Here is a 22,080-nt window from a genome sequence, read left to right as displayed (position 1 = left end):
GCCTCAATAGCAGGGCTTTTTGTTGCCTGCTATTTACGAAATATCCAGCATGATTTAATTACTTGCGGGTATATAGCCGACACATCGAAGCTGCAAATGTTTTAAAAACAGTCCTTTACAGCAAAGATATGACACTACACTTCAACTCAAGCGGCCTGTGCCGTTTACGGCGAACCCTCCCGACTCATTGCTGCCAAGCCCTTGGGTGTCGCCGACCATTTTCAGGTGTCGAGGACGCTATGGGTATCGCTGCCAAGGAATTGAACCAGTATGTGATTCGGCCAACACTTCTCTACTTGGGTCTTAACAACCCAAATGCAGAAGCTTTGTTGCTGGGTATTGCTGCCAGCCAGTCACATTTGGGGTCAGCCCTGCACGACCGACGCGACCACGGCCTTTACTGTATTCGCGAACTTCGCCATGCCGCGTTATGGGATGACTACCTGGCCCACGATCCGGATTTGGCGAGTCAGGTTCGCGGCCTCGCCAGCCAACACGCTTTTTTATGCAGCCCGCATTTAGAACTGACCGTGAATTTACGCTACGCCACCGCCATTGCCTGGCTGTTGATTGAAGAGCAAAAAGCCATCATCCCGGAACGTGAGGATGTGTTGGGTATGGCCAGAATTTGGCGCCAAGCCTTTGAACCACAAGGACGTTTACGTGACTTCATCGATGCCTGGCGCATCTGCGTAACACCTCTCAACCACGTGGCTTGAGATTTTCAACCGCTACATCCAATCAGAAAAAGACCTAAAACCGGTAGGATTGTCCTACAAAAACACGCTATCTCCTTCGATTTGGCCTATAGCGCTTAAACAAAAATGTTGGTAGCTTTCCATCCGGTGATCAAAAGGAGTTCTAATAATGAAAAAAGTAATGCTCAAGACCACACTTAGCCTCGCCGTCACTTTGGCTTCCAGCCAGATTTTCGCAAGTGGCTTCGCCCTCAACGAACAAAGCGTCAGCGGTATGGGGACCGGTTTCGCAGGTCGTTCGTCTTCCGCTGATGATGCAAGCACCGTGTTTGGTAACCCTGCCGGTATGTCCCGTCTGCAAGGTCAGCAAGTGACCGGCGGTATCGCTGTAATTGATGCCTCCACTGACATCAAAGATGAGCGCAGTAACCTCAAAGGCCGCAACAAAGGTGACATGGTGCCGTTCACCGGCGTACCTATGGGCTTTTACACCAACCGTCTTAACGATCAGTGGGCCGTCGGTTTTGGCTTGTATGCCCCGTTTGGTTTGGCAACCGAGTACAAAAGTGACTTCCCGGGCCGTGCATTCGGCAGCACCAGTGATGTCGCTGTTGTGACGTTCCAACCGACCATCAGCTACGCGTTCAACGACAAAGTTTCGATAGGTTTCGGCCCGACATTCAACCGAATTTCCGGCAAATTAGAGTCCGATCTGCCACTGGCTCGCGGACTGCCCGAAACCCACGTCAAGATCAAAGGTGACGACACTGCCTTTGGTTTCAATGCCGGTGTTTTGGTGCAAGCGACAGACACCACCCGCGTTGGCCTGACCTACCACTCCAAAGTCAGCTATAAGCTCAAGGGCCACACTGACATCGAAGCAGGTCCAGGCACTCCGGCTCAAATTCTGAAAAGCAATCGTTATGACGCTTCCCTGTCGATCGACACCCCAGAGTCCTGGGATCTGTCTGTCACACAAGACCTGTCTGATGCCTGGAAAGTGTATGCCGGTTCTACCTGGACTCGCTGGAGCCGCCTGAAAGACATTACCGTCAAGAACGAAGGCGTGACCGTAGCCAACGCCGGGTTTGGCGGTGCGGCTGCATTCAGCACCATCAAAGAAGAACAAAACTGGCACGACACCTGGGCTTACGCTATCGGTACGTCGTATCAGTTGAACAAGCAGTGGGTATTGCGTACCGGCCTAACCTGGGATCAGTCGCCTACCAACAACACTAACCGCTCGCCACGTATTCCTACCGGCGACCGGACAATCTTCAGCTTGGGTGCTGGTTATGCCGTCACCGACGACCTGACCATCGACGCGGCTTACTCTTACCTCAAAGAAGAGTCAGTCAAAGTCAATGACACCAAAGGCATCAACAGCTACAGCGCCAAATATGAAAACAGCGCTAACGGCTTTGCAGTAGGCGCAACCTACAAGTTCTAATTCGCAACGAGCCTCAACCCCTCGCCTGCTGAAATAAAAAATCCCCGCCTCGGTCACGAGAGCGGGGATTTTTAATGGCGCCGACTCAAGGTTTTGAAGCAATGGCTTGTTCAATCGCCTCGATCAGTTCCGGGCTGTCCGGTTTGGTCAGGCTGGAAAAGTTGGCAATCACATTGCCCTGACGGTCCACCACGTACTTGTAGAAATTCCACTTCGGCGCACTGCTTTGCTCAGCCAGCACTTTGAACAAATGCGCCGCATCAGCACCCCGTACTTTTTGTGGGTCGGTCATGGTGAACGTCACGCCGTAATTGACGTAGCACACCTTGGCGGTCTCTTCGCCATCTTTGGCTTCTTGCTTGAAGTCATCCGACGGCACACCGATCACTTCCAAACCTTGATCCTTGAACCGCTGACTCAGAGCCTCAAGCCCTTTGAATTGAGGGGCAAAACCGCAAAAACTTGCGGTGTTTACGATCAACAAGGGCTTGCCCGCGAATCGCTGACACAAGTCGATTGATTCTTTGGCGCGCAACTTGGGCAATGAGCCATCAAGCAGCGGCGGGCAATCGGCCGCCCAGACAGAACCTGCGCACGCTAACAGCAGCACGGGCATCGCAATCCAGCGTTTGAGCATCATCGCTATCCTTGAATGAAAGAATCGGTTCTGAATTTACGCGCACAGGTTGCCACCTAGCAAACCCCCATGCCCAGTTGCATGAGTGCCAGTCCACCCTGATGCCAACCCCACCACACCCCTGCAAGCAACGCGAACCCAATAGTTACGCCGCTCAGCCATAGCCAGGTTGAACTCATGCCATCCCCTCCTGTGCTTGCAAGCGCGCCACCGGTCGTTCGCGTACCGGCACGTTAAGCGCTGCCGCCAACAGGCTCAGGCCAATCGAAACCTGCCAGATAAGGTCATAACTGCCAGTTTGATCATAGACCACGCCTCCCAGCCAGCCACCGAGGAAGGCCCCGAGCTGGTGAAATAGGAACACGATCCCGCCCAGCATCGACAAGTTACGCACACCAAACATCGTCGCCACCGTGCCGTTGGTCAGCGGTACTGTCGACAGCCATAGAAAGCCCATGACCATGCCAAACAGATAAGCACTGAACTGGGTAACCGGCGCCCACAAGAACAGCACGATCACCACTGAGCGGGCCAGATACAACCCGGTCAACAAGCGCGGCTTGGACATACGCCCGCCTAGCCAGCCAGCCGTGTAAGTGCCAAAAATGTTGAACAGGCCGATCAGCGCCAGCACCGTAGTGCCCACGGTGGCCGGTAAATGCTGGTCCACCAGATAGGCTGGCAGATGAATACCGATAAACACCACCTGAAAACCACACACAAAAAAACCAAACGCCAGCAACCAAAAACCCGAGTGGCTGCACGCTTCGTGCAAGGCTTCTTTAAGCGTTTGCTCGCCGCCCAATTTGGGCATGGGGCGATCCTTGAGCATGCTCACCAGCGGCACAATCAGCGCCACCAACAGGCCCAGCACCAAGAGCGCCGCCGACCAGCCCAGCCAGCCAATCAGCCCCAGCGTACCGGGCAACATGGCGAACTGACCGAACGAACCTGCCGCACTGGCGATCCCCATGCCCATGCTGCGATTTTGCGGGGGCAAGGCGCGACCAACCACGCCCAAAATGACTGAAAAGGAGGTGCCAGACAGGCCAATGCCGATCAATAGACCGGCGCTCAGCGACAACGACAGCGGCGAATCCGATAACCCCATCAGCAATAAACCGACGGCGTACAGCACCCCGCCGACAATCACCACTTTGGCGGCCCCAAAGCGGTCTGCCAAGGCTCCGGTAAACGGCTGAGCCAAGCCCCATATCAAGTTTTGCAGGGCGATGGCGAATGCAAACACTTCACGCCCCCAACCGAACTGCGCACTCATGGGCGGCAGAAACAGCCCGAAACCGTGCCTGACACCTAAAGACAGTGCCAAAATCAAAGCACTGCCCAGCAACACCCAACCACTGTTACGCCACACCGTTGTCATTATTGTTCTCCGGGAGCAGGTATATCTTTCGATTTAAGCCCAAGCGACTGACCTTCAACCAGGGTCGGCCAATTCATCCAATAGCGCCAACAACTGCGCACGTCGCTCTTCACCCAAGCGATCCATCAAACGCTGCTGTGCGGCTTCCCACGCAGGCAGGGCAGCAGCCAGACGCTCATTTCCTGTCTCGGTCAGGCACACCAGACGATTACGTTGGTCTGCGCCCCCGGACAGCTTCACCAGCCCAACGCCCTCAAGCACACGCAAGTTACGGCCCAAGGTGCTGCGGTCCAGCCCCATAGCCTCTGCCAGGCTGGAAATACTCGGTTGCTCAAGACGCTTGAGATTGCTCAGCAGTGAATACTGCGCAACGTTAATTCCGAAGCCTTCAAGGGCGCCGTCGTAATGTTTGCTGGCGCCACGGGCGGCGCGCCGCAGGTTGGTGCATAAACACTGGGTCGGTAACATTCTGTATGCATATACCCGCAATAAAAGAGAATCACGTTGGAAGATCAACGCACCTGTGCCTATGCGAGTGCCAGACCTACCAGCATCAGCACTTCCAGCAATTCCAGCATGGCGCCCGCCGTATCGCCGGTGGTGCCGCCCAACCGGCGCATCATCACTTGGCGCAACCACGCAAACCCGAGCACTGCCAACCCCAGCGCCCACACACCGCTCACGCCCGCCAGCAGCACACAGGCCAGCGCGCTGAACCCCAGCACCCACCAACCCGCTTGGCGCGGCAAGTGGTCGGCCAACGCCTGCCCCAATCCACCGGCGCGCACATAAGGCGTGGTCAAGAATACGCCGAGTAACGCACTGCGCCCTATCAGCGGCACCATCAACAATGCCGCAAACTGTTGCTGCTCAATCAACGCCAGCAGCGCGCAAAATTTCAGCAGCAGTACCAGCACCAACACCACCACGGCTATCGGCCCGCTGCGCGGGTCTTTCATGATGGTCAGGGTGCGCTCGCGGTCACCAAACCCGCCCAGCCAGGCGTCGGCACTGTCGGCCAGACCGTCCAGGTGCAACCCGCCACTGAGCAGCACCCACACCGTCAGCAGCAAGGCGGCATGGAGCATGGCCGGAGCACCTGCCAGCACAGCGTTCACCCCCCACAGCACGGCACCGAACAGCACACCCACTAATGGATAAAACAGCAACGAACGCCCAAGTTCCTGGGGCTGCGGCATGTCCGGCAACCGCACCGGCAAACTGCTCAGAAACTGCACAGCAATCCAGAAGGGCAGCATCAGTCCATCACCTCATGCAACTGACCGTCCGCCATCACTTGCAGGCCAAACAAAGCCCCATGCGCGACTGCAACGTTAAGTAACTGCTCGCGTGGCAAGCCTCGGGCCTGTGCAAGCAGTCGCTTGATCACGCCACCGTGGCAGACCACCAACACCCGCTCACCCGCACAGCTGCGCTGCAAACGCAGCACTGCCGCCAACACCCGCTCGGCGAACTCAACCACCGGTTCACCATCAGGCGGGGTAAAGCGGTAGGGGTCGGCCCAAAACAGGCCCAGCGCCTGCTCATCGGTTTGCATCAGCGCCGCGGCGCTCTGCCCTTCCCACGCACCGAAATGCAGCTCTTGCAGGTCCTTTTCCAGACTCAACAGCAGGTTGAGTGAGGCCGCCAATTCTTCAGCAAACAAACGGCAGCGTTGCAAAGGTGAGCTGACAATACGATCCCACGGCCCCTGACCGATCACTGCCTCACGCATTTGCGACCAGCCCAGTTCGGTCAGCGCATCATCCAGGCTGCCGCGCAAGCCCCCGCCCAGCTCGGTTTCGCCATGACGCAGCAGGTCCAGGCGCACGGTCATGCCGGACGATCCGCCACGGCCGCCTCAGCAAACGTCGCCATCTGCGCGTGCAGGTCGCAGGCCAGGCGCAGCAACGGCACCGCCAACGCAGCGCCGCTGCCCTCGCCCAAGCGCAAGCCCAAGTCGAGCAAAGGCTCAGCTTCAAGGCTTTCAAGCACATGACGATGCCCTTGCTCGGCGCCGCGATGGCTGAATATCAACCACTGGCGGCACTCAGGGTTCAAACGCACAGCCACCATCGCGGCAACGGTGCAGATAAAACCATCCACCAGCGCAACGACACCCGCTTGCGCGCACGCCACGTAGGCGCCCGCCAAGGCGGCAATTTCGAAGCCGCCCAGACGAAACAAGGCTTGCAACGGGTCGTCGAGCAGCCCGGCATGAAACGCCAGCGCCCGCTCGATGACCCGCGCTTTATGGCTCACACCGGCTGCATCCAGCCCGGTGCCCGGCCCGGTTAACACAGAGGCTGGGCATTGCAGCAGCGCGCTGGCCACGGCACTGGCGGACGCCGTGTTGCCGATGCCCATTTCGCCACCGATAAACAATTGGCAGCCCTGCTCCCGTGCCCGCAAAACGCTGTCGCGCCCCGCCTGCAATGCCTTCAACCCTTGCGCGTCAGTCATCGCCGGACCGTTCGCAAAGTTCGCCGTGCCCGCGCCCAATTGCACATGGCGCACGCCTGCCAGGTTAAGCATCGGCGAAACCGTGCCCAGGTCCACCACATCCAGCTGCGCGCCCAATTGCCGTGCCAGCACACTGATCGCCGCACCGCCGTTGACAAAGTTATGCAGCATTTGCCCGGTCACAGCTTGCGGATACGCCGAAACACCTTCGGCCACCACGCCGTGATCGCCCGCAAAAATGGCAATCCACAGGTGATCGACACGCGGCTTGAGCTGGCCTTGCAGCCCGGCCAATTGAATCGCCACCGCTTCCAGTTGACCCAGCGAACCGGCAGGTTTGGTCAGTTGCTGTTGACGCTCGGCTGCCGCCTGTTGCACATCAAGGTCAACTGATTTGCAGGGCAGCAGCCACCACGGCGTGTTCATAAAGCAGTTCCTTTCAAGGTAAGGGGCAAGCCTGCAACGGTCAGCACAACGCGCTGGCAACGCTCGGCCAACGCTTGATGCAGCCAGCCGGCTTCATCGACAAAGCGACGGGTCAGCTCGCCCAGCGGGACAACGCCCATGCCGGTCTCGTTGCTGACAAACAGGATTTCACCCGGTAGCTCGCCCAGGCATTGCAGCAATGCATCACGCTCCTCAGTCAGGCGCTGCGGGTTTTCGAGCATCAGCAGATTGGTCAGCCACAGCGTCAGGCAGTCGACCAGCAGGCAGGTATCGACGCGCGCGTTTTCACGCAGCACACGGGCCAGTTCGATAGGTTCTTCAATCAATGCCCAATGGGGCGGACGGCGTTCACGGTGGTGGCGCACGCGCTCATTCATCTCGCCGTCCAGCGGTTGGCTGGTAGCAATGTAGGTCACCGCACAGCCCGAGTCGGCCGCAAGCTTCTCGGCCAAGCGGCTTTTACCCGAGCGGGCACCGCCCAAAATCAGTTGCAACATGTTCGTCCACCTCTAAAAGACGCAGCACTCTGCGCCTGTCATCACGCGGTTAGGCAAGCCCACAGAGTTCGCGCAGAAAGGCGGTGTCGAGATGGTTTTCTACCAAGTCGGCCAGCCGTTCAATGTCACGCTCACGCAGGGCGTGGTAATCCACGGTTTGCACGGTATGTAATCCGGCCCAGCGCAACAGCGCGCTACAGGCTGGCGGTGACTCGAACATACCGTGCAGGTAGGTGCCCAGAATCTGCCCGTCGGCACTGAGCGCGCCATCGCAGCGCCCGTCCTCCAACTGCACCGCGGGCAGCTCAAGCGCAGGCCCGGTCGTAACGCCCGCATGGATTTCATAACCGCTGACCTCAGCGTTTTCCAGAGTCAGACGCCCGCGCACGTTGCGCAGTTGTTTTTCAGCTTCAAGCCGGGTGCTGAACGCCAACAAACCCAAACCGGCACTCGAACCCGACGGCCCTTCAAGGCCCAGCGGGTCGTGGACGTGCTCGCCGAGCATCTGCAACCCCCCACAAATCCCCAGCACTTTGCCGCCATAGCGCAGGTGACGGCTGATGGCCGTGTCCCAGCCATTGGCGCGCAAGTAGGCCAAATCACTGCACACGCTTTTGGAACCCGGAAGGATGATCAAGTCCGCAGGCGGTATCGGCTGCCCCGGCCCCACAAACTGCAAGTCCACCTGCGGGTGCAGGCGCAGCGGGTCAAAGTCCGTGTGATTGCTGATGCGCGGCAGCACGGGCACCACCACCTTGAGCACGTGCGCGTGTTTCTCGATCTGACGCTGATCAATGCCGTCTTCGGCTTCAAGGTGCAAGTCCATCACGTATGGCAGCACGCCGATCACCGGTTTGCCGGTGCGCTGCTCCAGCCAGTCCAGACCCGGTTGCAGCAGCGCGATATCACCGCGAAAACGGTTGATGACGAACCCTTTGACCCGCGCCTGCTCGCTCTCGGACAGCAGCTCAAGGGTGCCGACCAAATGCGCGAAGACCCCGCCGCGATTGATGTCGGCAATCAGGATCACCGGGCAATCTACGGCTTCGGCAAACCCCATGTTGGCAATGTCACCGGCGCGCAAATTGATCTCGGCGGGCGAGCCGGCACCTTCGACCATGACCACCGGGTAGGCCGCGCTCAGGCGTTGATGCGAGGCCAGCACCGCTTGCATCGCGATGGCTTTGTAATCGTGGTAAGCCACCGCGTTCATGCTGGTCACGGCGCGGCCGTGAATAATCACTTGCGAACCGGTGTCGCTGTTAGGTTTGAGCAGCACCGGGTTCATGTCGGTGTGTGGCGCTAGCCCCGCGGCCTGCGCCTGAACCGCTTGTGCGCGGCCGATCTCGCCCCCCTCAGGGGTCACGGCACTGTTGAGCGCCATGTTCTGCGGCTTGAAGGGCACCACGCCGACGCCCTGACGGGTCACCCAGCGACACAACGCCGTCACCAACGTACTTTTACCGGCGTCAGACGTCGTGCCTTGCACCATCAATGTGCTCATGGGGTTTCCTGGGCATAAGCCTGCAAGGCGTGTTCAAGTTTGAGCCAGTCTGCCTCTTCGCCAGGCAGGCCCAAACGCACGCTGCTGTTGTGGGGGAACAAACGCAACAGAATGCCGCGCCGCGCCATGAAGTCGTACAAGCGTTCGGCATGCGGCGTGATCAGCCACTGGAACAGCGCACAACCGCCCAAAGGCGGCAGGCCGTATTGGCTTAACAGCGCAACCAAACGTTCACTGGCCTGCTCGCTGCGTTCGCGCTGACGCGCATGCGCCTCGTAATCGAGCAGGCACGCTTGCCCCAGGACCCGCGTCGGGCCACTGACAGCCCATGGCCCGACTTGCTCGGCGAGCAATTTGAGTAATTTGAGTTCAGCCAGCACAAAGCCCAGACGCACGCCCGCCAGGCCGAAGAACTTGCCGAATGAACGCAACACGATCAGACCGGCACGATGGCTCTGCGCTGCCAGACTCAAATCGGGGGTGTTGTCCATGAACGCCTCGTCCACCACCAGCCAGCCGCCACGCGTCACCAACCGCGCATGCCACTCCAGCAAGCGCTCGGGCGACAGGCTCAGGCCGGTGGGATTGTTGGGGTTGACCACCACCAGCACGTCCAGCGTGTCGAGGTAGAAGTCGACTTCTTGCTCCATGACTTCACGCACGACATGCCCGTTGCGCCGCCAGGCTTCGGCATGCTCGGCATAGCACGGGGACAACACCCCGACTTTGCCCGTACGCCGCAGGCGCGGCAGCAACTGGATGGCACATTGCGAACCCGGCACGGGCAGCGCGTTCGGCGCGCCGTAATAGGCGCACGCGGCGTGCTCAAGCCCGTCGTCGGTTTCAGGCAGACGCGCCCAGGCCCGTTCAGCAATCGCAGGCACCGCAAAAGGCCAGGGCGCCAGACCGCTGGACAAGTCCAGCCAGTCGGTTTCACCAATACCGTATTGCAGCGCTGCCTGACGTAAACGCCCACCGTGCTCAAGCATAGAATTCACTCCACACGCACAAGATCAACAACCACAGCCACACACCGCGCTGTACCAACTGCCAGCCGCGCTCGATGGCGTCGGCATCGGCGGGCGGGCCTTCACCCAACTGCGGGCGTTGGTGCAACTCACCGTAGTAAATCGCCGGGCCTCCCAGCTCCACACCCAGCGCACCGGCACCCGCCGCCATAACCGGGCCAGCATTGGGACTGTCCCACTGCGGCGCCTGTTTGCGCCAGCACTGCAAGGCCAGCCGCGTTTTGCCCAACAGGGCGTACGTTAACGCCACCAGACGTGCCGGGATGTAATTGAGTACATCGTCGATGCGCGCAGCGGCCCAGCCAAAACGCTCAAACCGTTCGTTGCGATAGCCCCACATGGCGTCCAGCGTGTTGCTCAACCGGTAGAGCACCACGCCCGGCGCGCCCGCCACGGCAAACCAGAAGAGGGCGGCAAACACAGCGTCGCTGCCGTTTTCGAGCACCGACTCGGTGGCGGCGCGTGCGACGTCGGTGGCGTCCAGTTCACTGGTTTGGCGACTGACCAGATACCCGACGCGGGTGCGTGCGGTCTCCAGGTCATCACTGCGCAACGCCTCGGCCACCGGCTGCACATGCTCGCCCAAGCTGCGCATGCCCAGCGCGCAATACAGCGCCGCGATCTCCACCAACCAGCCGATATAGGGCAGCCACGACAGCGCCGTGGCCAGGATCGTCAGCGGGACGACCGCCAGCACCCAGGCCGTCACCCCATGACTGCGCCAACCCCGCCCGCCGGAGTTAAAACGTTGCTCGATACGCTCAGCCATACGGCCAAACGCAACCAGCGGATGCCAGCGTTTTGGCTCACCCAGTAGCGCATCCAACGCCACACCGGCGACGCACAGTAACGCCACACTCATGGACTCACTCCCCAATAGTTCTCGTACACCAATTCGTTCAGTGGTCGCGCTTGCGCCCACCCTTCCAGCACCAGCATCGGCGCCGGGTAAAACGCCGCAACCGGCCCCAGGCATAACACTGCCAGCGGCTTCGCCCCGGGTGGCAGGCCGAGTACATCTGCCAGTGCCTGCGGCTCGAACAACGACACCCACCCCATGCCCAACCCTTCAACCCGCGCGGCCAGCCACAGGTTTTGAATGGCACAGGACAACGACGCCATGTCCATTTCCGGCAAGGTGCGACGGCCAAAAATGTGCTTTTCGCGGTCATCCATCAACGCGGCCACCAACACTTCGGCGCAGTCGTTGATGCCTTCGACCTTGAGCGTCATGAATTCATCCGAACGCTCGCCCAGCGCCTCGGCGGTGCGCACGCGCTCTGCTTCGACCAAACGTTGAATCTTGCCGCGTAACGCACGATCTGTAATGCGGATAAACCGCCACGGCTGCATCAAACCCACGCTGGGGGCTTGATGCGCCGCTTCGAGCAGGCGCGCCAACAGCTCGGGCGCTACCGTACCGCCGCTGAAATGACGCATATCGCGGCGTTCGGCGATGGCGCGGTACACCGCTGCGCGTTCTTGGGGACTAAATGCGTTGTCGCTCATGGCACCTTCACGGCACACGGTGCGAACAGCGCAGCCACGGCCTGGGGGTTGGAGGGAAAGTAAAAGTGCACATAAGACGCCGTCATCCGGCCTTCGCGATACACCGCTTCGGCGCCGCGCCCGCCATTGGGGCTAAGGCCACGGGCGATAGGGAGCAGCTCGGTGCGGGTCAGCGAGTGATGGTAGGTGTGACCGCGCAGCAGGCCTTCGGGCATGTCCACCGCTTGCAACGCCAATGCCGCCAGGCGTTTTTGCATGGTGGCTTCGCCTTTCAACAACCCCACCAGCTCAGCCCGCTGGCCTTCAACATCGGTCAACGCATCGAGTAAATACAGCATGCCGCCGCACTCAGCCAGCAGCGGTTTACCGGCGGCGTGGTGAGCACGAATGGCCTCCAGCATCGGGCGATTACGCGACAACTCAAGGTGATGCAACTCGGGATAGCCGCCCGGTAAATACAGGCTGTGCGCCTGCGGCAGGTGCGTGTCGCGAATCGGCGAGAAAAACAGCAATTCAGCCCCCATGTCTCGCAACAAGGCCAGGCTCGCGCCGTAGGTGAAGGCGAACGCTTCATCGCGGGCCACGGCAATGCGCACACCGGCCAACAGCGGTTCGATCGCGACCGGCTGCGGCGCGGCAAACTCAACCGCCGGTGGCAGCGCTACCTCGCAGGTGCTGGCGAGCGCATCGGCGGCAGCATCGAGACGTGCGTCCAGATCGTTCAACTCGCTGGCCTGCACCAGCCCCAAGTGACGACTGGGTAATTCGATACCGGTTTCACGCGACAGTGCGCCGTACCAGCGCAAGCCTTGGGTCAAGCTGCCTTCGAGCAATTGCGCGTGGCGTACCGTACCGACGCGGTTGGCCAGAACCCCGGCAAATGGCAAATCAGGCTGATACATCGCCAGCCCCAACGCCAACGCACCAAAGGTCTGCGCCATTGCGGTGCCATCAATGACCCCGAGTACAGGCACACCAAAGTGGCGCGCCAGATCAGCGCTGGACGGGGTGCCATCGAACAGGCCCATGACCCCTTCAATCAGAATCAGGTCGGCCTCGCCTGCGGCTTCCCACAACAGGCGTCGGCTTTCGTCCGCGCCCACCATCCATAAATCAACCTGATACACCGGCGCACCGCTGGCGCGCTCCAGAATCATGGGGTCGAGAAAATCCGGGCCACATTTAAATACCCGCACCTTGCGCCCTTGATTGCGATGCAATCGGGCCAAAGCGGCGGTAACGGTGGTCTTGCCCTGACCGGAAGCCGGTGCGGCGATCAACACCGCCGGGCAATGACGCGACTCTCTCATGCTTGAGCACTCACAATTCAATGCCTTTCTGGGCTTTTATTCCGGCCTGAAACGCGTGCTTGACCACGTTCATTTCCGTCACGGTGTCGGCCAGATCAATCAATTCGGGTTTGGCGCCACGGCCGGTGACCAGCACATGCTGCATGGGCGGACGGGCTTGCAGGTCACTGAGCACCTGTTCCAGGTCGAGATAGCCGTGCTTGAGCGCAATGTTCAGCTCATCCAGCACCACCAGCCCGATGGAGGGGTCGCGCAACATCTCGCGCGATACTTCCCACGCCGCTTCAGCAGCGGCGATGTCACGCTGGCGGTCCTGGGTTTCCCAGGTAAAGCCTTCGCCCATCACGTGGTAACGCACTTGCTCGGGGAAGCGGCGGAAAAAAATCTCTTCGCCAGTGCTGTTGCGGCCCTTGATGAACTGCACTACGCCACATTGCATGCCGTGCCCCATGGCACGGGCCAACATGCCAAAAGCCGAGCTGCTTTTGCCTTTGCCATTGCCGGTCAATACCAGCAACAAGCCACACTCGTTGGGAGCGCTGGCAATGCGCTCATCCATGACGGCTTTTTTGCGCAGCATGCGCGCCTGATGACGTTCGTCGCGTTCGGGGGATTCATTCATGGCAGCTCTCCGTCGGGGCTGAATTAAGCAAACGGGAGGCGGGGGGAATAGGTCAATAACGACACACACTCGCCCGCCGCGAAGGTGCTGGATGGCTCAGGCCGGTCTCCGGGCTCACAAGCAGGCGGCCCTGACGCGGGGCAGCCCTGACCGCGCGCCTTCCCGTGAATAAACACAGTGGCACTCAGCGCGGCGTTGACTCATTTACCGTTGCGGGGGCAGCGCCGGGATCGTGGCGGCTGTGCGAAATGCACGCGCCCTCACCGGCTTCCCTGTTTCACCCTGCGAACCTTGGATTGCAGGGCACCTGAAACAAGCGCCAAAGGTTAGAGGGTTGGGGGTGGAGCGTCAATTAAAGGTGGTGCGCATATCGGCACGCCTCGCATTGCCCTGAACCTTTAAGCGACTAGGCTTATCTATCACTTACGCCCCCTGAACTCATGGAGATTCACATGCTCAAGCGCCAACACGCCGTCGTCATCGTCCTCGCGGCCGGTTTAGCCGCCTGTGGTGAGAGTTCGTCACTGCAAGTGGCGGATGGCACCGGCCCCTCGCCCAAGCTGCCTGAACCCAATAAAACCTTGATCCCCACCGTAAACATCGCCCCCGCCGTGGGCTGGAGCCAAGGCGCCAAGCCGATTGCAGCTGAAGGCTTGAACGTCAGCGCATTTGCTGAAGACCTCGACCACCCGCGCTGGCTCTACGTACTGCCCAATGGCGACGTGCTGGTGGCCGAAACCAACGCCCCGCCCAAACCGGATGACAGCAAAGGCATTCGCGGCTGGGTGATGGAGAAGGTCATGGGCAAAGCCGGTGCCGGCGTGCCCAGCGCAAACCGCATCACGTTACTGCGCGACGCCAACCATGACGGCATCGCCGAGACCCGCACCGTGTTTTTGCAAAACCTCAACTCGCCGTTCGGCATGACGTTGGTGGGCAACGACCTGTACGTGGCCGACTCCGACAAGCTGCTGCGCTTTCCCTATCAAGCCGGCCAAGACTCCATCAGCGCCCAACCGACCAAAGTGGTCGACTTGCCGGGTGGGCCGCTGAACCATCACTGGACTAAAAACGTCATCGCCAGCCCCGACGGCAAAAAGCTCTACGTGACCGTCGGCTCCAACAGCAATGTGGGTGAAAACGGCCTGGACAAGGAAGAAGGCCGCGCCGCCATTTGGGAAGTTGACCCGGCGACCGGCAGCCACCGCATTTTCGCCTCCGGGCTGCGCAACCCCAACGGCATGGACTGGGAACCTGCGACCGGCAAACTCTGGACGGCGGTTAACGAACGTGACGAGATCGGCAGCGATCTGGTGCCGGATTACATCACCTCCGTCAAAGACGGCGGCTTCTATGGCTGGCCCTACAGCTATTACGGCCAGCATGTTGATGTGCGGGTTGATCCGCAAAACCCCGAACTTGTGGCCAAAGCCATCGCGCCTGACTATGCCGTCGGCCCACACACCGCTTCACTGGGTTTAAGTTTTGCCGATGGCAGCAAGTTGCCGAACTTCACTGAAGGGGCTTTTATTGGCCAGCACGGCTCCTGGAACCGCAAACCGCACAGTGGCTACAAAGTGATCTTCGTGCCCTTTGCTGACGGTAAACCCACAGGCATGCCGATGGACGTGCTCACCGGCTTTCTCAACGCCGACGAAAAAGCCATGGGCCGCCCGGTGGGGGTAGTGATTGATAAACAGGGGGATTTGCTGGTGGCCGATGACGTCGGCAACAAGATTTGGCGGGTGTCAGCCAAGTAACCTCAGGCTCGCAGCTTTCGGCAGCTCCTACAGACGTCCCGTAGGAACTGGCGCAGGTTGCGAGCTTTTAAGAGGCGCTCAGATTGCCTAAGGATTACGCGCCAGGTGCTGCTCGGTCGGCAAGACGCGCTTGGCATTCAGGTAGGCTTTTTGCCAATAGGCTTTGGACAGGCTGTCGAGCTTGACAGTGCCGCCCGTGGCAGGCGCATGCACAAAGCGCCCTTCCCCCACATAAATCCCTGCATGGCTGACTTGCGTACCACCGCTGGTGGCGAAGAACAGCAAGTCACCGGTTTGCAGTTTGTCTTTGCCCACATTCGGCGCGCTCATCACGATCATTTCGCGGGTTGAGCGCGGCAACGAAATACCCGCCGCGTCGTTATAGACGTACTTGATCAAACCGCTGCAATCAAAACCCGAATCCGGGGTATTACCGCCCCAGCGATAAGGCGTACCGACCAAACCCAAGGCGCGAAACAGCACATCGGCCGCGACCGGCGAAAAGTCTTCAGAGGAATTGGTAAATACCACCGGCTTTTTGGCCACGGGGGCTGGCGGCGGGTTGCTGGCGCAAGCACTGAGCAAGGCAGCTAGAGTTAAAACGGCAACGCGGGCGATGATCGGCATAAACAGAACGTTCCTGATTCTGGATACGGCAACTCGGCCGCGAAACCTGAAGCCGCGAGAGGGAGCACCTTCGCGGCTTCAAGAGTTTAACAATGCGACTGAATTCTAGCCCTTAGAGGCCAAACTTCAAGTGAAGCTTTAACTTTACTTGCGGGCTACTACGCTCGTAGGCGCCATCGCCAAGGCACGTTTGGCCTCAATAAAGGTTTTGCTCCAGTAGGTGTCACCCAGGTTGTCGATCCGTACGCCCCCGCTGCGGCGGCTGCTGGAGTGGATGAACTGGTCATCGCCCAGGTAAATACCGGCATGGCTGACGCGGCCACGACCGTTGGTGCTGAAGAACAGCAAGTCACCCGGCTTGAGTTTGTTGCGCGCGACGAGCGGTGCTTTTACGTTGATCATTTCTCGCGTGGAACGCGGCAATTGCATGCCCGCCTCTTCGCGAAACAGATAACCGATAAAGCCGCTGCAATCGAAGCCTGCTTCAGAGGTGCCGCCAAAACGGTAGCGGGTACCGATCAAGGACATGCCACGCTCAAGGATGCTGTCAGCCAGGGCTGGCAGTTCGTAAGGCTTGCTGTTCTCGGAGAATTGAGCCAGTTCTTTTTCGGTCGCCAACTCTTCCTGATAAATAGCGGAAGCCTGGGACGAAGATGACGATTGAACCTGATGATCGACCACTTGCTGAGACACGGGCGAGTGCGCAGCGCAACCAAACAACAGGGTAACGAGTGCGAGAGGCACGAGGGGTGCGAAGCGATTTAGCATGGGCACGACCGTGGCTTGTAGGAAAAGTAGTCGCGACTATGCCAACTATGATCCTCATTTGCAAATTCAATCGATCTAAATGTGACTCGCCAGTTTTCTCATGACATCTAAGGTTTTACACCCCTGACGATAGATTCTGCGCGCGCAGCCCTTCTAGCCCGCAGGTTTTCTGGCGCCTGAAACTTGCCAAACAGAGAGGAAGTGCCGACTTTACCAGCCCAATGTTTCTTTCAAGAACGGGATGGTCAGCTTGCGCTGTGCTTGCAACGAGGCTTGATCGAGCTGCTCAAGCAGGTCAAACAATGCACTCATGCTGCGGGTGCCGCGGGTCAGGATGAAGTGCCCGACTTCGTCGGTCAGGTGCAGGCCACGGCGTGAAGCGCGCAGCTGCAAGGCACGCAGTTTGTCTTCGTCAGACAAAGGGCGCATCTGGAAAATCAACGCCAGCGTGAGGCGCGACTTGAGGTCAGCCAGCTTGATTGGCAATTCGCGCGGCGAGGCCGAAGCGGCAATCAGTAACCGCCGACCGCTGTCACGCAGACGGTTGAACAGGTGGAACAAGGCCTCTTCCCAATCAGCACGACCGGCCACGGCTTGAAGGTCGTCCAGGCACACCAGCTCGTATTGCTCAAGGTTGTCGAGGATTTCGATGCCACGGTCCATCAGCTCGCCCAGCGGCAGATAAACAGCAGGCTCACCCATCTGTTCAAAACGCAAGCAGGCTGCCTGGAGCAAGTGCGTACGCCCTACCCCGTGTTTACCCCAAAGATAGATCAGACTTTCTGTCCAGCCGGCGTCGGCTTCGCATAGACGCTCGACATAGCCGAGTGCAGCGGCATTGGCGCCTGGATAGTAGTTTATGAAGGTAGCGTCATCACGCAGACGCACACCTAGGGGCAGCTGAATCGGTTTCATGCTGACTGAACAGTTCAAACGAACCGTTAGTGGCCTCTGTGTAAAGTTTGCAAAGTTTATACCCGTGTAGCCGGGCGCACAATGTAACAGACCACGAGCAAAATCAAAGGTTTGCGTTAAGACCTTGGATTAGATCAAGTTTTTTTGCGCTCTCGCGCACGCCACGCTAAACAAAAAGGCAGGTCAGCGCGTTGACTGACCTGCCTTTATTAACGCAACAAACACTTACAACTCAGGGTCTTCGGTGCCCTTATAAGCCTGCGAATCCTTGTAGATATCTTGCACATGGCGCACCAGCACCATAATCACGGCGGCCACGGGCAAGGCCAGCAACACACCGGTGAAACCGAATAATTCACCGCCCGCCAAAATCGCAAAGATCACCGCCACCGGGTGCATGCCAATTTTGTCGCCCACCAGCAATGGCGTGAGCACCGTGCCTTCGAGCGCCTGACCGACCATGAACACCGCCACGATCCCGAGCATCGGGTACAGGTCGCCACCAAACTGGAACAACCCCGCGATCAACGCCGCACCAATGCCGACGATAAACCCCATATACGGCACGATGGCGGCGATGCCCGCCATCAAGCCGATCAACAGCCCCAGCTCCAGGCCCAGCATCATCAAGCCCGCCGAGTAGATGACGCCCAGCGCCAGCATCACCAGCAACTGCCCACGCACAAACGCCCCCAGCACGTCATGACATTCCTTGGCCAGCGACACAATTTGCGTTTCGCGATCACGCGGCAGCAAGCTGCGAATCTTGCCCAGCAGCACGTCCCAGTCACGCAGCAGGTAAAACGCGACAACCGGGATCAGCACCAGATTGGCCAGAAAACCGATCAGCGCCAGACTCGATGCCGTTGCCTGTGACAGCACAATGCCCACGATGTCTGAGGCCTGCCCCATGTGCCCGGTAATCGCAGCCTTGATCTTGTCGAACTTCCAGAACCCGTCGCTCAGGCCAAACTTGCTCTGCGCCCACGGCATCGCAGTGTTCTGCAACCAGTCGAGCACTTGCGGCGCCAGTTGATAGAGCTTCATCAACTGCTTGGCCAGCAGCGGCACCAGCACCAGTACCAGCGCTGTCACGATGATGGTGAACAGCGCGAACACCGTGACCACGCCCCAGGTTCTGGAAAAACCGACCTTTTCAAGACGATCAACCACCGGATCGAACATGTAAGCCAGCACAATCGCGACCAGAAACGGCGTGAGTATCGGATGCAGAAAATACACAAACAGGGCAAACACCAGCGCCACGCCCCACCATACCCATCGCCGCGAATCCGTCATCAAGCACCCATCCTTTATAGAGAAGAAAAAACCTACCAGCGAAAACGTAGCTGCACGACCGGGTTATCCGCAGGCGGCTGTCCGGCGTCCGTCACCGCGGGCACTTCTTGCGCTGACACTTCCTGCAAATGCGCCAACCCCAGTTGCGAGCGCAACTGCTCGGCACTGCCGTTTACCTGATACACAATCCGGTCACCCTCGACACGCTTGAGCTGTCCGCCAAACGGTTCGAGCAAACGGCCCAGCGAGGCATAGCGCTCAAGGGTCATGCCCTGCACTTCCAGCAACTGGTCGCTCGAGACACCCGGTTTGACCACGTAGCGCGGCGCCAGACGCTCGCTCACCGCCAACATCACCGCATCGGCCAACGCTGCCTGATCAGCTGCCTGCGCACTGCCTTGCTCCTGCTGATCGCCCAGCCACAGACGCCATTTGGCTTGCCATTGACCGCCCTCTTCACGCGCATGCACCGCCAGCAAGGCATCGGCACCATAACGCTCAGACGCTTCGCGCAAAGGTGCAGGATTAGTGCCTTCCAGATTTTCGACCGTCCCCACCAACTGTTCGTTCAAGTCCGCCAGCGGCAAGCGCAACGGCAAACCTCGGTGCTGTGCGGCGCGGCGCAAGGGTTCGGCGGCCGATTGCCCGTCGCCCACCAGGCTTGAGCCGTCGACCGAATCGTTAAGCCACCAGCTCAGCAACGCCGGACGGTTGCTGCCCCACAGCGACAAACCGGCCTGACGCAACGCACGCTCCGTGCTCACCGGGTCGAAATCCACTTGCAGGCTTTCAGGAGGGCCTGCGTCGTAGCCGTATTGGCTGATAATCTGCTGCGGGTCTTTGCGCACCGCCTCAAGTGCCGGGCTTTGCGCGGCCTTGGCATCGCCGGTCAGGCGTAGCACCAAGGTTTCTAACGCTTTTTGTGTCGCCTGAGTGCGCTCTTCGGGTGATTGACTGCTCACCGGCTCACGCACCTGATACAGATTGGTCAGAATTTCGGCATGGCTCGCCAGACTGAAAAATGACAAGCAGCCCGCCGCTAAAAAATGATGAAAACGCATGAAAGATTCCTGACGACAAAAAAGTAGTCTTGAAAGACCCGAGAAAAATACGCAAGCAGGCTTCAGACAGGGCTCGCGCCCAATCATTCACCCGGCCACAGCGGTTTTCATCCAGCCGTAAAAAATCAAAAGTGAACCCGTATACCTTATACAGGGCTGCGCGCAGCGGCCAGTACGACTAAAAAAGGTTTTTTTCGCGCTATATAACCCTGCCCGTCGGCCCGAGGATGGCCGCTGCCCTTCAAGCCTGATAAAATCGCGCGCCTTCGCAGACCGGCGACAGCCGGGCACCCGGCAAATGCTCTATCCCCAACGATGAGCACTTGCCAGTGGGCCCTCTGAGATCGGTCGACCTCCCCGAATCCCCCCTAAAGGCCTGGATTAATGAGCAAGCAACCATCCCTGAGCTACAAAGACGCCGGTGTAGACATCGACGCCGGTGAAGCATTGGTCGAACGCATCAAGAGCGTGGCCAAGCGCACTGCACGCCCGGAAGTGATGGGCGGCCTCGGCGGTTTTGGCGCCCTCTGCGAAATTCCTGCTGGCTACAAGCAGCCTGTTCTGGTTTCCGGCACCGACGGTGTCGGCACCAAGCTGCGTCTGGCACTGAACCTGAACAAGCACGACAGCATCGGCATCGACCTGGTTGCCATGTGCGTGAACGACTTGATCGTATGCGGCGCCGAGCCATTGTTCTTTCTCGACTACTACGCCACCGGCAAGCTCAACGTAGAAACCGCGACCCAAGTGGTTACCGGTATCGGCGCGGGCTGCGAACTGTCCGGTTGCTCGCTGGTAGGCGGCGAAACCGCTGAAATGCCAGGCATGTACGAAGGCGAAGACTACGACCTGGCCGGTTTCTGTGTCGGCGTGGTCGAAAAATCCGAAATCATCGACGGCTCCAAAGTGGCTGCTGGCGATGCGCTGCTCGCCCTGCCATCTTCTGGCCCGCACTCCAACGGCTACTCGCTGATCCGCAAGATCATCGAAGTGTCGGGCGTCGACATCGAAAATACCCAGCTGGACGGCAAGCCGCTGACCGACCTGCTGATGGCCCCGACCCGTATCTACGTGAAGCCGTTGCTCAAGCTGATCAAAGAAACCGGCGTGGTCAAAGCCATGGCCCACATCACCGGTGGCGGCCTGCTGGACAACATCCCGCGCGTGCTGCCAAAAGGCGCTCAAGCCCTGGTTGACGTGGCCAGCTGGCAGCGTCCGGCCGTCTTCGACTGGCTGCAAGCACAAGGCAACGTGGACGAAAACGAAATGCACCGCGTGCTCAACTGCGGCGTCGGCATGGTGATCTGCGTGGCTCAGGCCGACGTTGAAACCGCGCTGAACGTACTGCGTGAAGCCGGCGAGCAGCCTTGGGTCATCGGCAGCATTGCAACAGCCGCTGAAGGCGCTGCACACGTTGAGCTGCAAAACCTCAAGGCGCACTAATGCCTGATACCTGTGATGTAGTGGTGCTGCTTTCCGGCACCGGCAGCAACTTGCAGGCCTTGATCGACAGCGATGACGTCAAGGGCAGCCCGGCCACGATTCGCGCGGTGATTTCCAACCGCGCCGATGCCTACGGCCTGCAACGCGCCACAGACGCGGGTATCGACACCCGCGTACTGGATCACACAGCATTCGAGGGCCGCGAGGCCTTCGATGCTGCACTGATCAAAATCATCGACCAATTCAATCCGCACCTGGTGGTCCTGGCCGGCTTCATGCGCATCCTCAGCGCTGATTTCGTGCGTCACTACTCAGGGCGGCTACTCAATATCCATCCCTCCTTATTGCCCAAATACAAAGGCCTGCACACGCATCAGCGCGCATTGGAAGCGGGTGATCGTGAGCACGGTTGCAGCGTGCACTTTGTTACCGAGGAACTCGATGGCGGCCCACTGGTCGTACAGGCAGTGATACCGGTAGAGTCCGAGGACACGCCAAGCAGTCTGGCGCAACGGGTTCACACCCAAGAGCACCTGATTTACCCGCTTGCAGTGCGCTGGTTTGCCGAGGGTCGTTTGTCTCTCAACGAACAAGGCGCATTATTGGACGGTCAATTACTCCCGGCCAGCGGCCACCAGATACAAATCTAGGAGATTTT

23 protein-coding genes and 1 riboswitch are annotated in these 22,080 nt (G+C 59.4%); of the genes, 5 read left to right on the top strand and 18 right to left on the bottom strand.

All coding sequences use genetic code 11. The features are described 5' to 3' along the window. Positions 1 to 239 precede the first annotated feature (239 nt). Both TU86_RS03405 and TU86_RS03400 read left to right on the top strand, forming a co-directional pair. Positions 240 to 719, top strand: coding sequence for a hypothetical protein (locus TU86_RS03405; RefSeq protein WP_048362880.1), 480 nt, complete (start codon positions 240 to 242; stop codon positions 717 to 719). 148 nt (positions 720 to 867) lie between these two features. After that, complete coding sequence (locus tag TU86_RS03400) at positions 868 to 2,148, top strand: OmpP1/FadL family transporter (protein WP_048362879.1); 1,281 nt, start codon at positions 868 to 870, stop codon at positions 2,146 to 2,148. Between the two features lie 85 nt (positions 2,149 to 2,233). On the opposite strand, the gene TU86_RS03395 is transcribed toward TU86_RS03400, so the two are convergent. The 13 genes from TU86_RS03395 to cobO form a co-directional block, all read right to left on the bottom strand. Further along, on the bottom strand, positions 2,234 to 2,785 hold the full coding sequence (locus tag TU86_RS03395; RefSeq protein ID WP_048362878.1) for a glutathione peroxidase: 552 nt from the start codon (positions 2,783 to 2,785) through the stop codon (positions 2,234 to 2,236). A gap of 175 nt (positions 2,786 to 2,960) precedes the next feature. Next, positions 2,961 to 4,169: an MFS transporter gene (locus tag TU86_RS03390; RefSeq protein ID WP_048362877.1), complete on the bottom strand. Its 1,209-nt coding sequence runs from the start codon at positions 4,167 to 4,169 to the stop codon at positions 2,961 to 2,963. A 54-nt stretch (positions 4,170 to 4,223) separates the two neighbouring features. Next, entirely contained in the window at positions 4,224 to 4,637 is a 414-nt protein-coding gene (locus TU86_RS03385) for a MarR family winged helix-turn-helix transcriptional regulator (protein ID WP_048362876.1), read from the bottom strand. Positions 4,638 to 4,696: 59 nt separating this feature from the next. Further along, a complete protein-coding gene (locus TU86_RS03380; RefSeq protein WP_048362875.1) occupies positions 4,697 to 5,428 on the bottom strand; it encodes an adenosylcobinamide-GDP ribazoletransferase in 732 nt (243 codons plus the stop codon). Then, a complete protein-coding gene (cobC, locus tag TU86_RS03375) occupies positions 5,428 to 6,006 on the bottom strand; it encodes an alpha-ribazole phosphatase family protein (RefSeq protein ID WP_048362874.1) in 579 nt (192 codons plus the stop codon). The genes TU86_RS03380 and cobC overlap by 1 nt, the downstream gene beginning before the upstream one ends. Continuing rightward, entirely contained in the window at positions 6,003 to 7,058 is a 1,056-nt protein-coding gene (cobT, locus tag TU86_RS03370) for a nicotinate-nucleotide--dimethylbenzimidazole phosphoribosyltransferase (protein ID WP_048362873.1), read from the bottom strand. Before cobT ends, cobC begins: the two co-directional genes overlap by 4 nt. Next, positions 7,055 to 7,576 (bottom strand): bifunctional adenosylcobinamide kinase/adenosylcobinamide-phosphate guanylyltransferase, encoded by a 522-nt coding sequence (cobU, locus tag TU86_RS03365; RefSeq protein ID WP_048362872.1) that lies wholly within the window; start codon positions 7,574 to 7,576, stop codon positions 7,055 to 7,057. Before cobU ends, cobT begins: the two co-directional genes overlap by 4 nt. A 49-nt stretch (positions 7,577 to 7,625) precedes the next feature. Then, positions 7,626 to 9,080, bottom strand: coding sequence for a cobyric acid synthase (locus TU86_RS03360; protein WP_048362871.1), 1,455 nt, complete (start codon positions 9,078 to 9,080; stop codon positions 7,626 to 7,628). Next, entirely contained in the window at positions 9,077 to 10,069 is a 993-nt protein-coding gene (cobD, locus tag TU86_RS03355; protein ID WP_048362870.1) for a threonine-phosphate decarboxylase CobD, read from the bottom strand. The genes TU86_RS03360 and cobD overlap by 4 nt, the downstream gene beginning before the upstream one ends. Next, complete coding sequence (gene cbiB, locus TU86_RS03350) at positions 10,062 to 10,970, bottom strand: adenosylcobinamide-phosphate synthase CbiB (protein ID WP_048362869.1); 909 nt, start codon at positions 10,968 to 10,970, stop codon at positions 10,062 to 10,064. The genes cobD and cbiB overlap by 8 nt, the downstream gene beginning before the upstream one ends. After that, positions 10,967 to 11,617: a 5,6-dimethylbenzimidazole synthase gene (gene bluB, locus TU86_RS03345; protein WP_048362868.1), complete on the bottom strand. Its 651-nt coding sequence runs from the start codon at positions 11,615 to 11,617 to the stop codon at positions 10,967 to 10,969. Before bluB ends, cbiB begins: the two co-directional genes overlap by 4 nt. Beyond that, positions 11,614 to 12,927, bottom strand: coding sequence for a cobyrinic acid a,c-diamide synthase CobB (locus tag TU86_RS03340; protein ID WP_048362867.1), 1,314 nt, complete (start codon positions 12,925 to 12,927; stop codon positions 11,614 to 11,616). The genes bluB and TU86_RS03340 overlap by 4 nt, the downstream gene beginning before the upstream one ends. A gap of 10 nt (positions 12,928 to 12,937) precedes the next feature. Then, complete coding sequence (gene cobO / locus TU86_RS03335; protein ID WP_048362866.1) at positions 12,938 to 13,549, bottom strand: cob(I)yrinic acid a,c-diamide adenosyltransferase; 612 nt, start codon at positions 13,547 to 13,549, stop codon at positions 12,938 to 12,940. An 82-nt stretch (positions 13,550 to 13,631) separates the two neighbouring features. Further along, positions 13,632 to 13,875, bottom strand: a riboswitch (cobalamin riboswitch). A 126-nt stretch (positions 13,876 to 14,001) separates the two neighbouring features. Here cobO and TU86_RS03330 point away from each other — a divergent pair. After that, positions 14,002 to 15,309, top strand: a complete 1,308-nt coding sequence (locus TU86_RS03330) for a PQQ-dependent sugar dehydrogenase (protein WP_048362865.1) — start codon at positions 14,002 to 14,004, stop codon at positions 15,307 to 15,309. 87 nt (positions 15,310 to 15,396) lie between these two features. Here the strand turns inward: TU86_RS03330 and TU86_RS03325 are convergent, their stop codons facing one another. From TU86_RS03325 to TU86_RS03305, 5 genes are all read right to left on the bottom strand, one after another. Beyond that, a complete protein-coding gene (locus TU86_RS03325) occupies positions 15,397 to 15,936 on the bottom strand; it encodes a C40 family peptidase (protein ID WP_048362864.1) in 540 nt (179 codons plus the stop codon). 144 nt (positions 15,937 to 16,080) lie between these two features. Next, positions 16,081 to 16,704 (bottom strand): C40 family peptidase, encoded by a 624-nt coding sequence (locus TU86_RS03320; protein ID WP_048362863.1) that lies wholly within the window; start codon positions 16,702 to 16,704, stop codon positions 16,081 to 16,083. 210 nt (positions 16,705 to 16,914) lie between these two features. Beyond that, a complete protein-coding gene (hda, locus tag TU86_RS03315; protein WP_047276383.1) occupies positions 16,915 to 17,619 on the bottom strand; it encodes a DnaA regulatory inactivator Hda in 705 nt (234 codons plus the stop codon). A gap of 225 nt (positions 17,620 to 17,844) precedes the next feature. Beyond that, positions 17,845 to 18,918 (bottom strand): AI-2E family transporter, encoded by a 1,074-nt coding sequence (locus TU86_RS03310; RefSeq protein ID WP_048362862.1) that lies wholly within the window; start codon positions 18,916 to 18,918, stop codon positions 17,845 to 17,847. A gap of 32 nt (positions 18,919 to 18,950) precedes the next feature. Next, a complete protein-coding gene (locus TU86_RS03305; RefSeq protein WP_048362861.1) occupies positions 18,951 to 19,979 on the bottom strand; it encodes a DUF2066 domain-containing protein in 1,029 nt (342 codons plus the stop codon). 384 nt (positions 19,980 to 20,363) lie between these two features. Between TU86_RS03305 and purM the strand changes: the two genes are divergently transcribed. Both purM and purN read left to right on the top strand, forming a co-directional pair. Then, positions 20,364 to 21,422 carry a phosphoribosylformylglycinamidine cyclo-ligase gene (gene purM / locus TU86_RS03300; RefSeq protein ID WP_048362860.1) on the top strand — a complete coding sequence of 353 codons (1,059 nt, stop codon included), beginning with the start codon at positions 20,364 to 20,366 and terminating at the stop codon, positions 21,420 to 21,422. Beyond that, the gene (gene purN / locus TU86_RS03295; protein WP_048362859.1) at positions 21,422 to 22,072 is read left to right on the top strand and encodes a phosphoribosylglycinamide formyltransferase; all 651 of its coding nucleotides are present in this window, start codon (positions 21,422 to 21,424) and stop codon (positions 22,070 to 22,072) included. The genes purM and purN overlap by 1 nt, the downstream gene beginning before the upstream one ends. Positions 22,073 to 22,080 lie beyond the last annotated feature (8 nt).

Source organism: Pseudomonas weihenstephanensis (genome assembly GCF_001043055.1).
In the GTDB taxonomy this organism is placed as follows: domain Bacteria; phylum Pseudomonadota; class Gammaproteobacteria; order Pseudomonadales; family Pseudomonadaceae; genus Aquipseudomonas; species Aquipseudomonas weihenstephanensis.
This window is presented reverse-complemented; position numbering and strand designations above follow the sequence as displayed.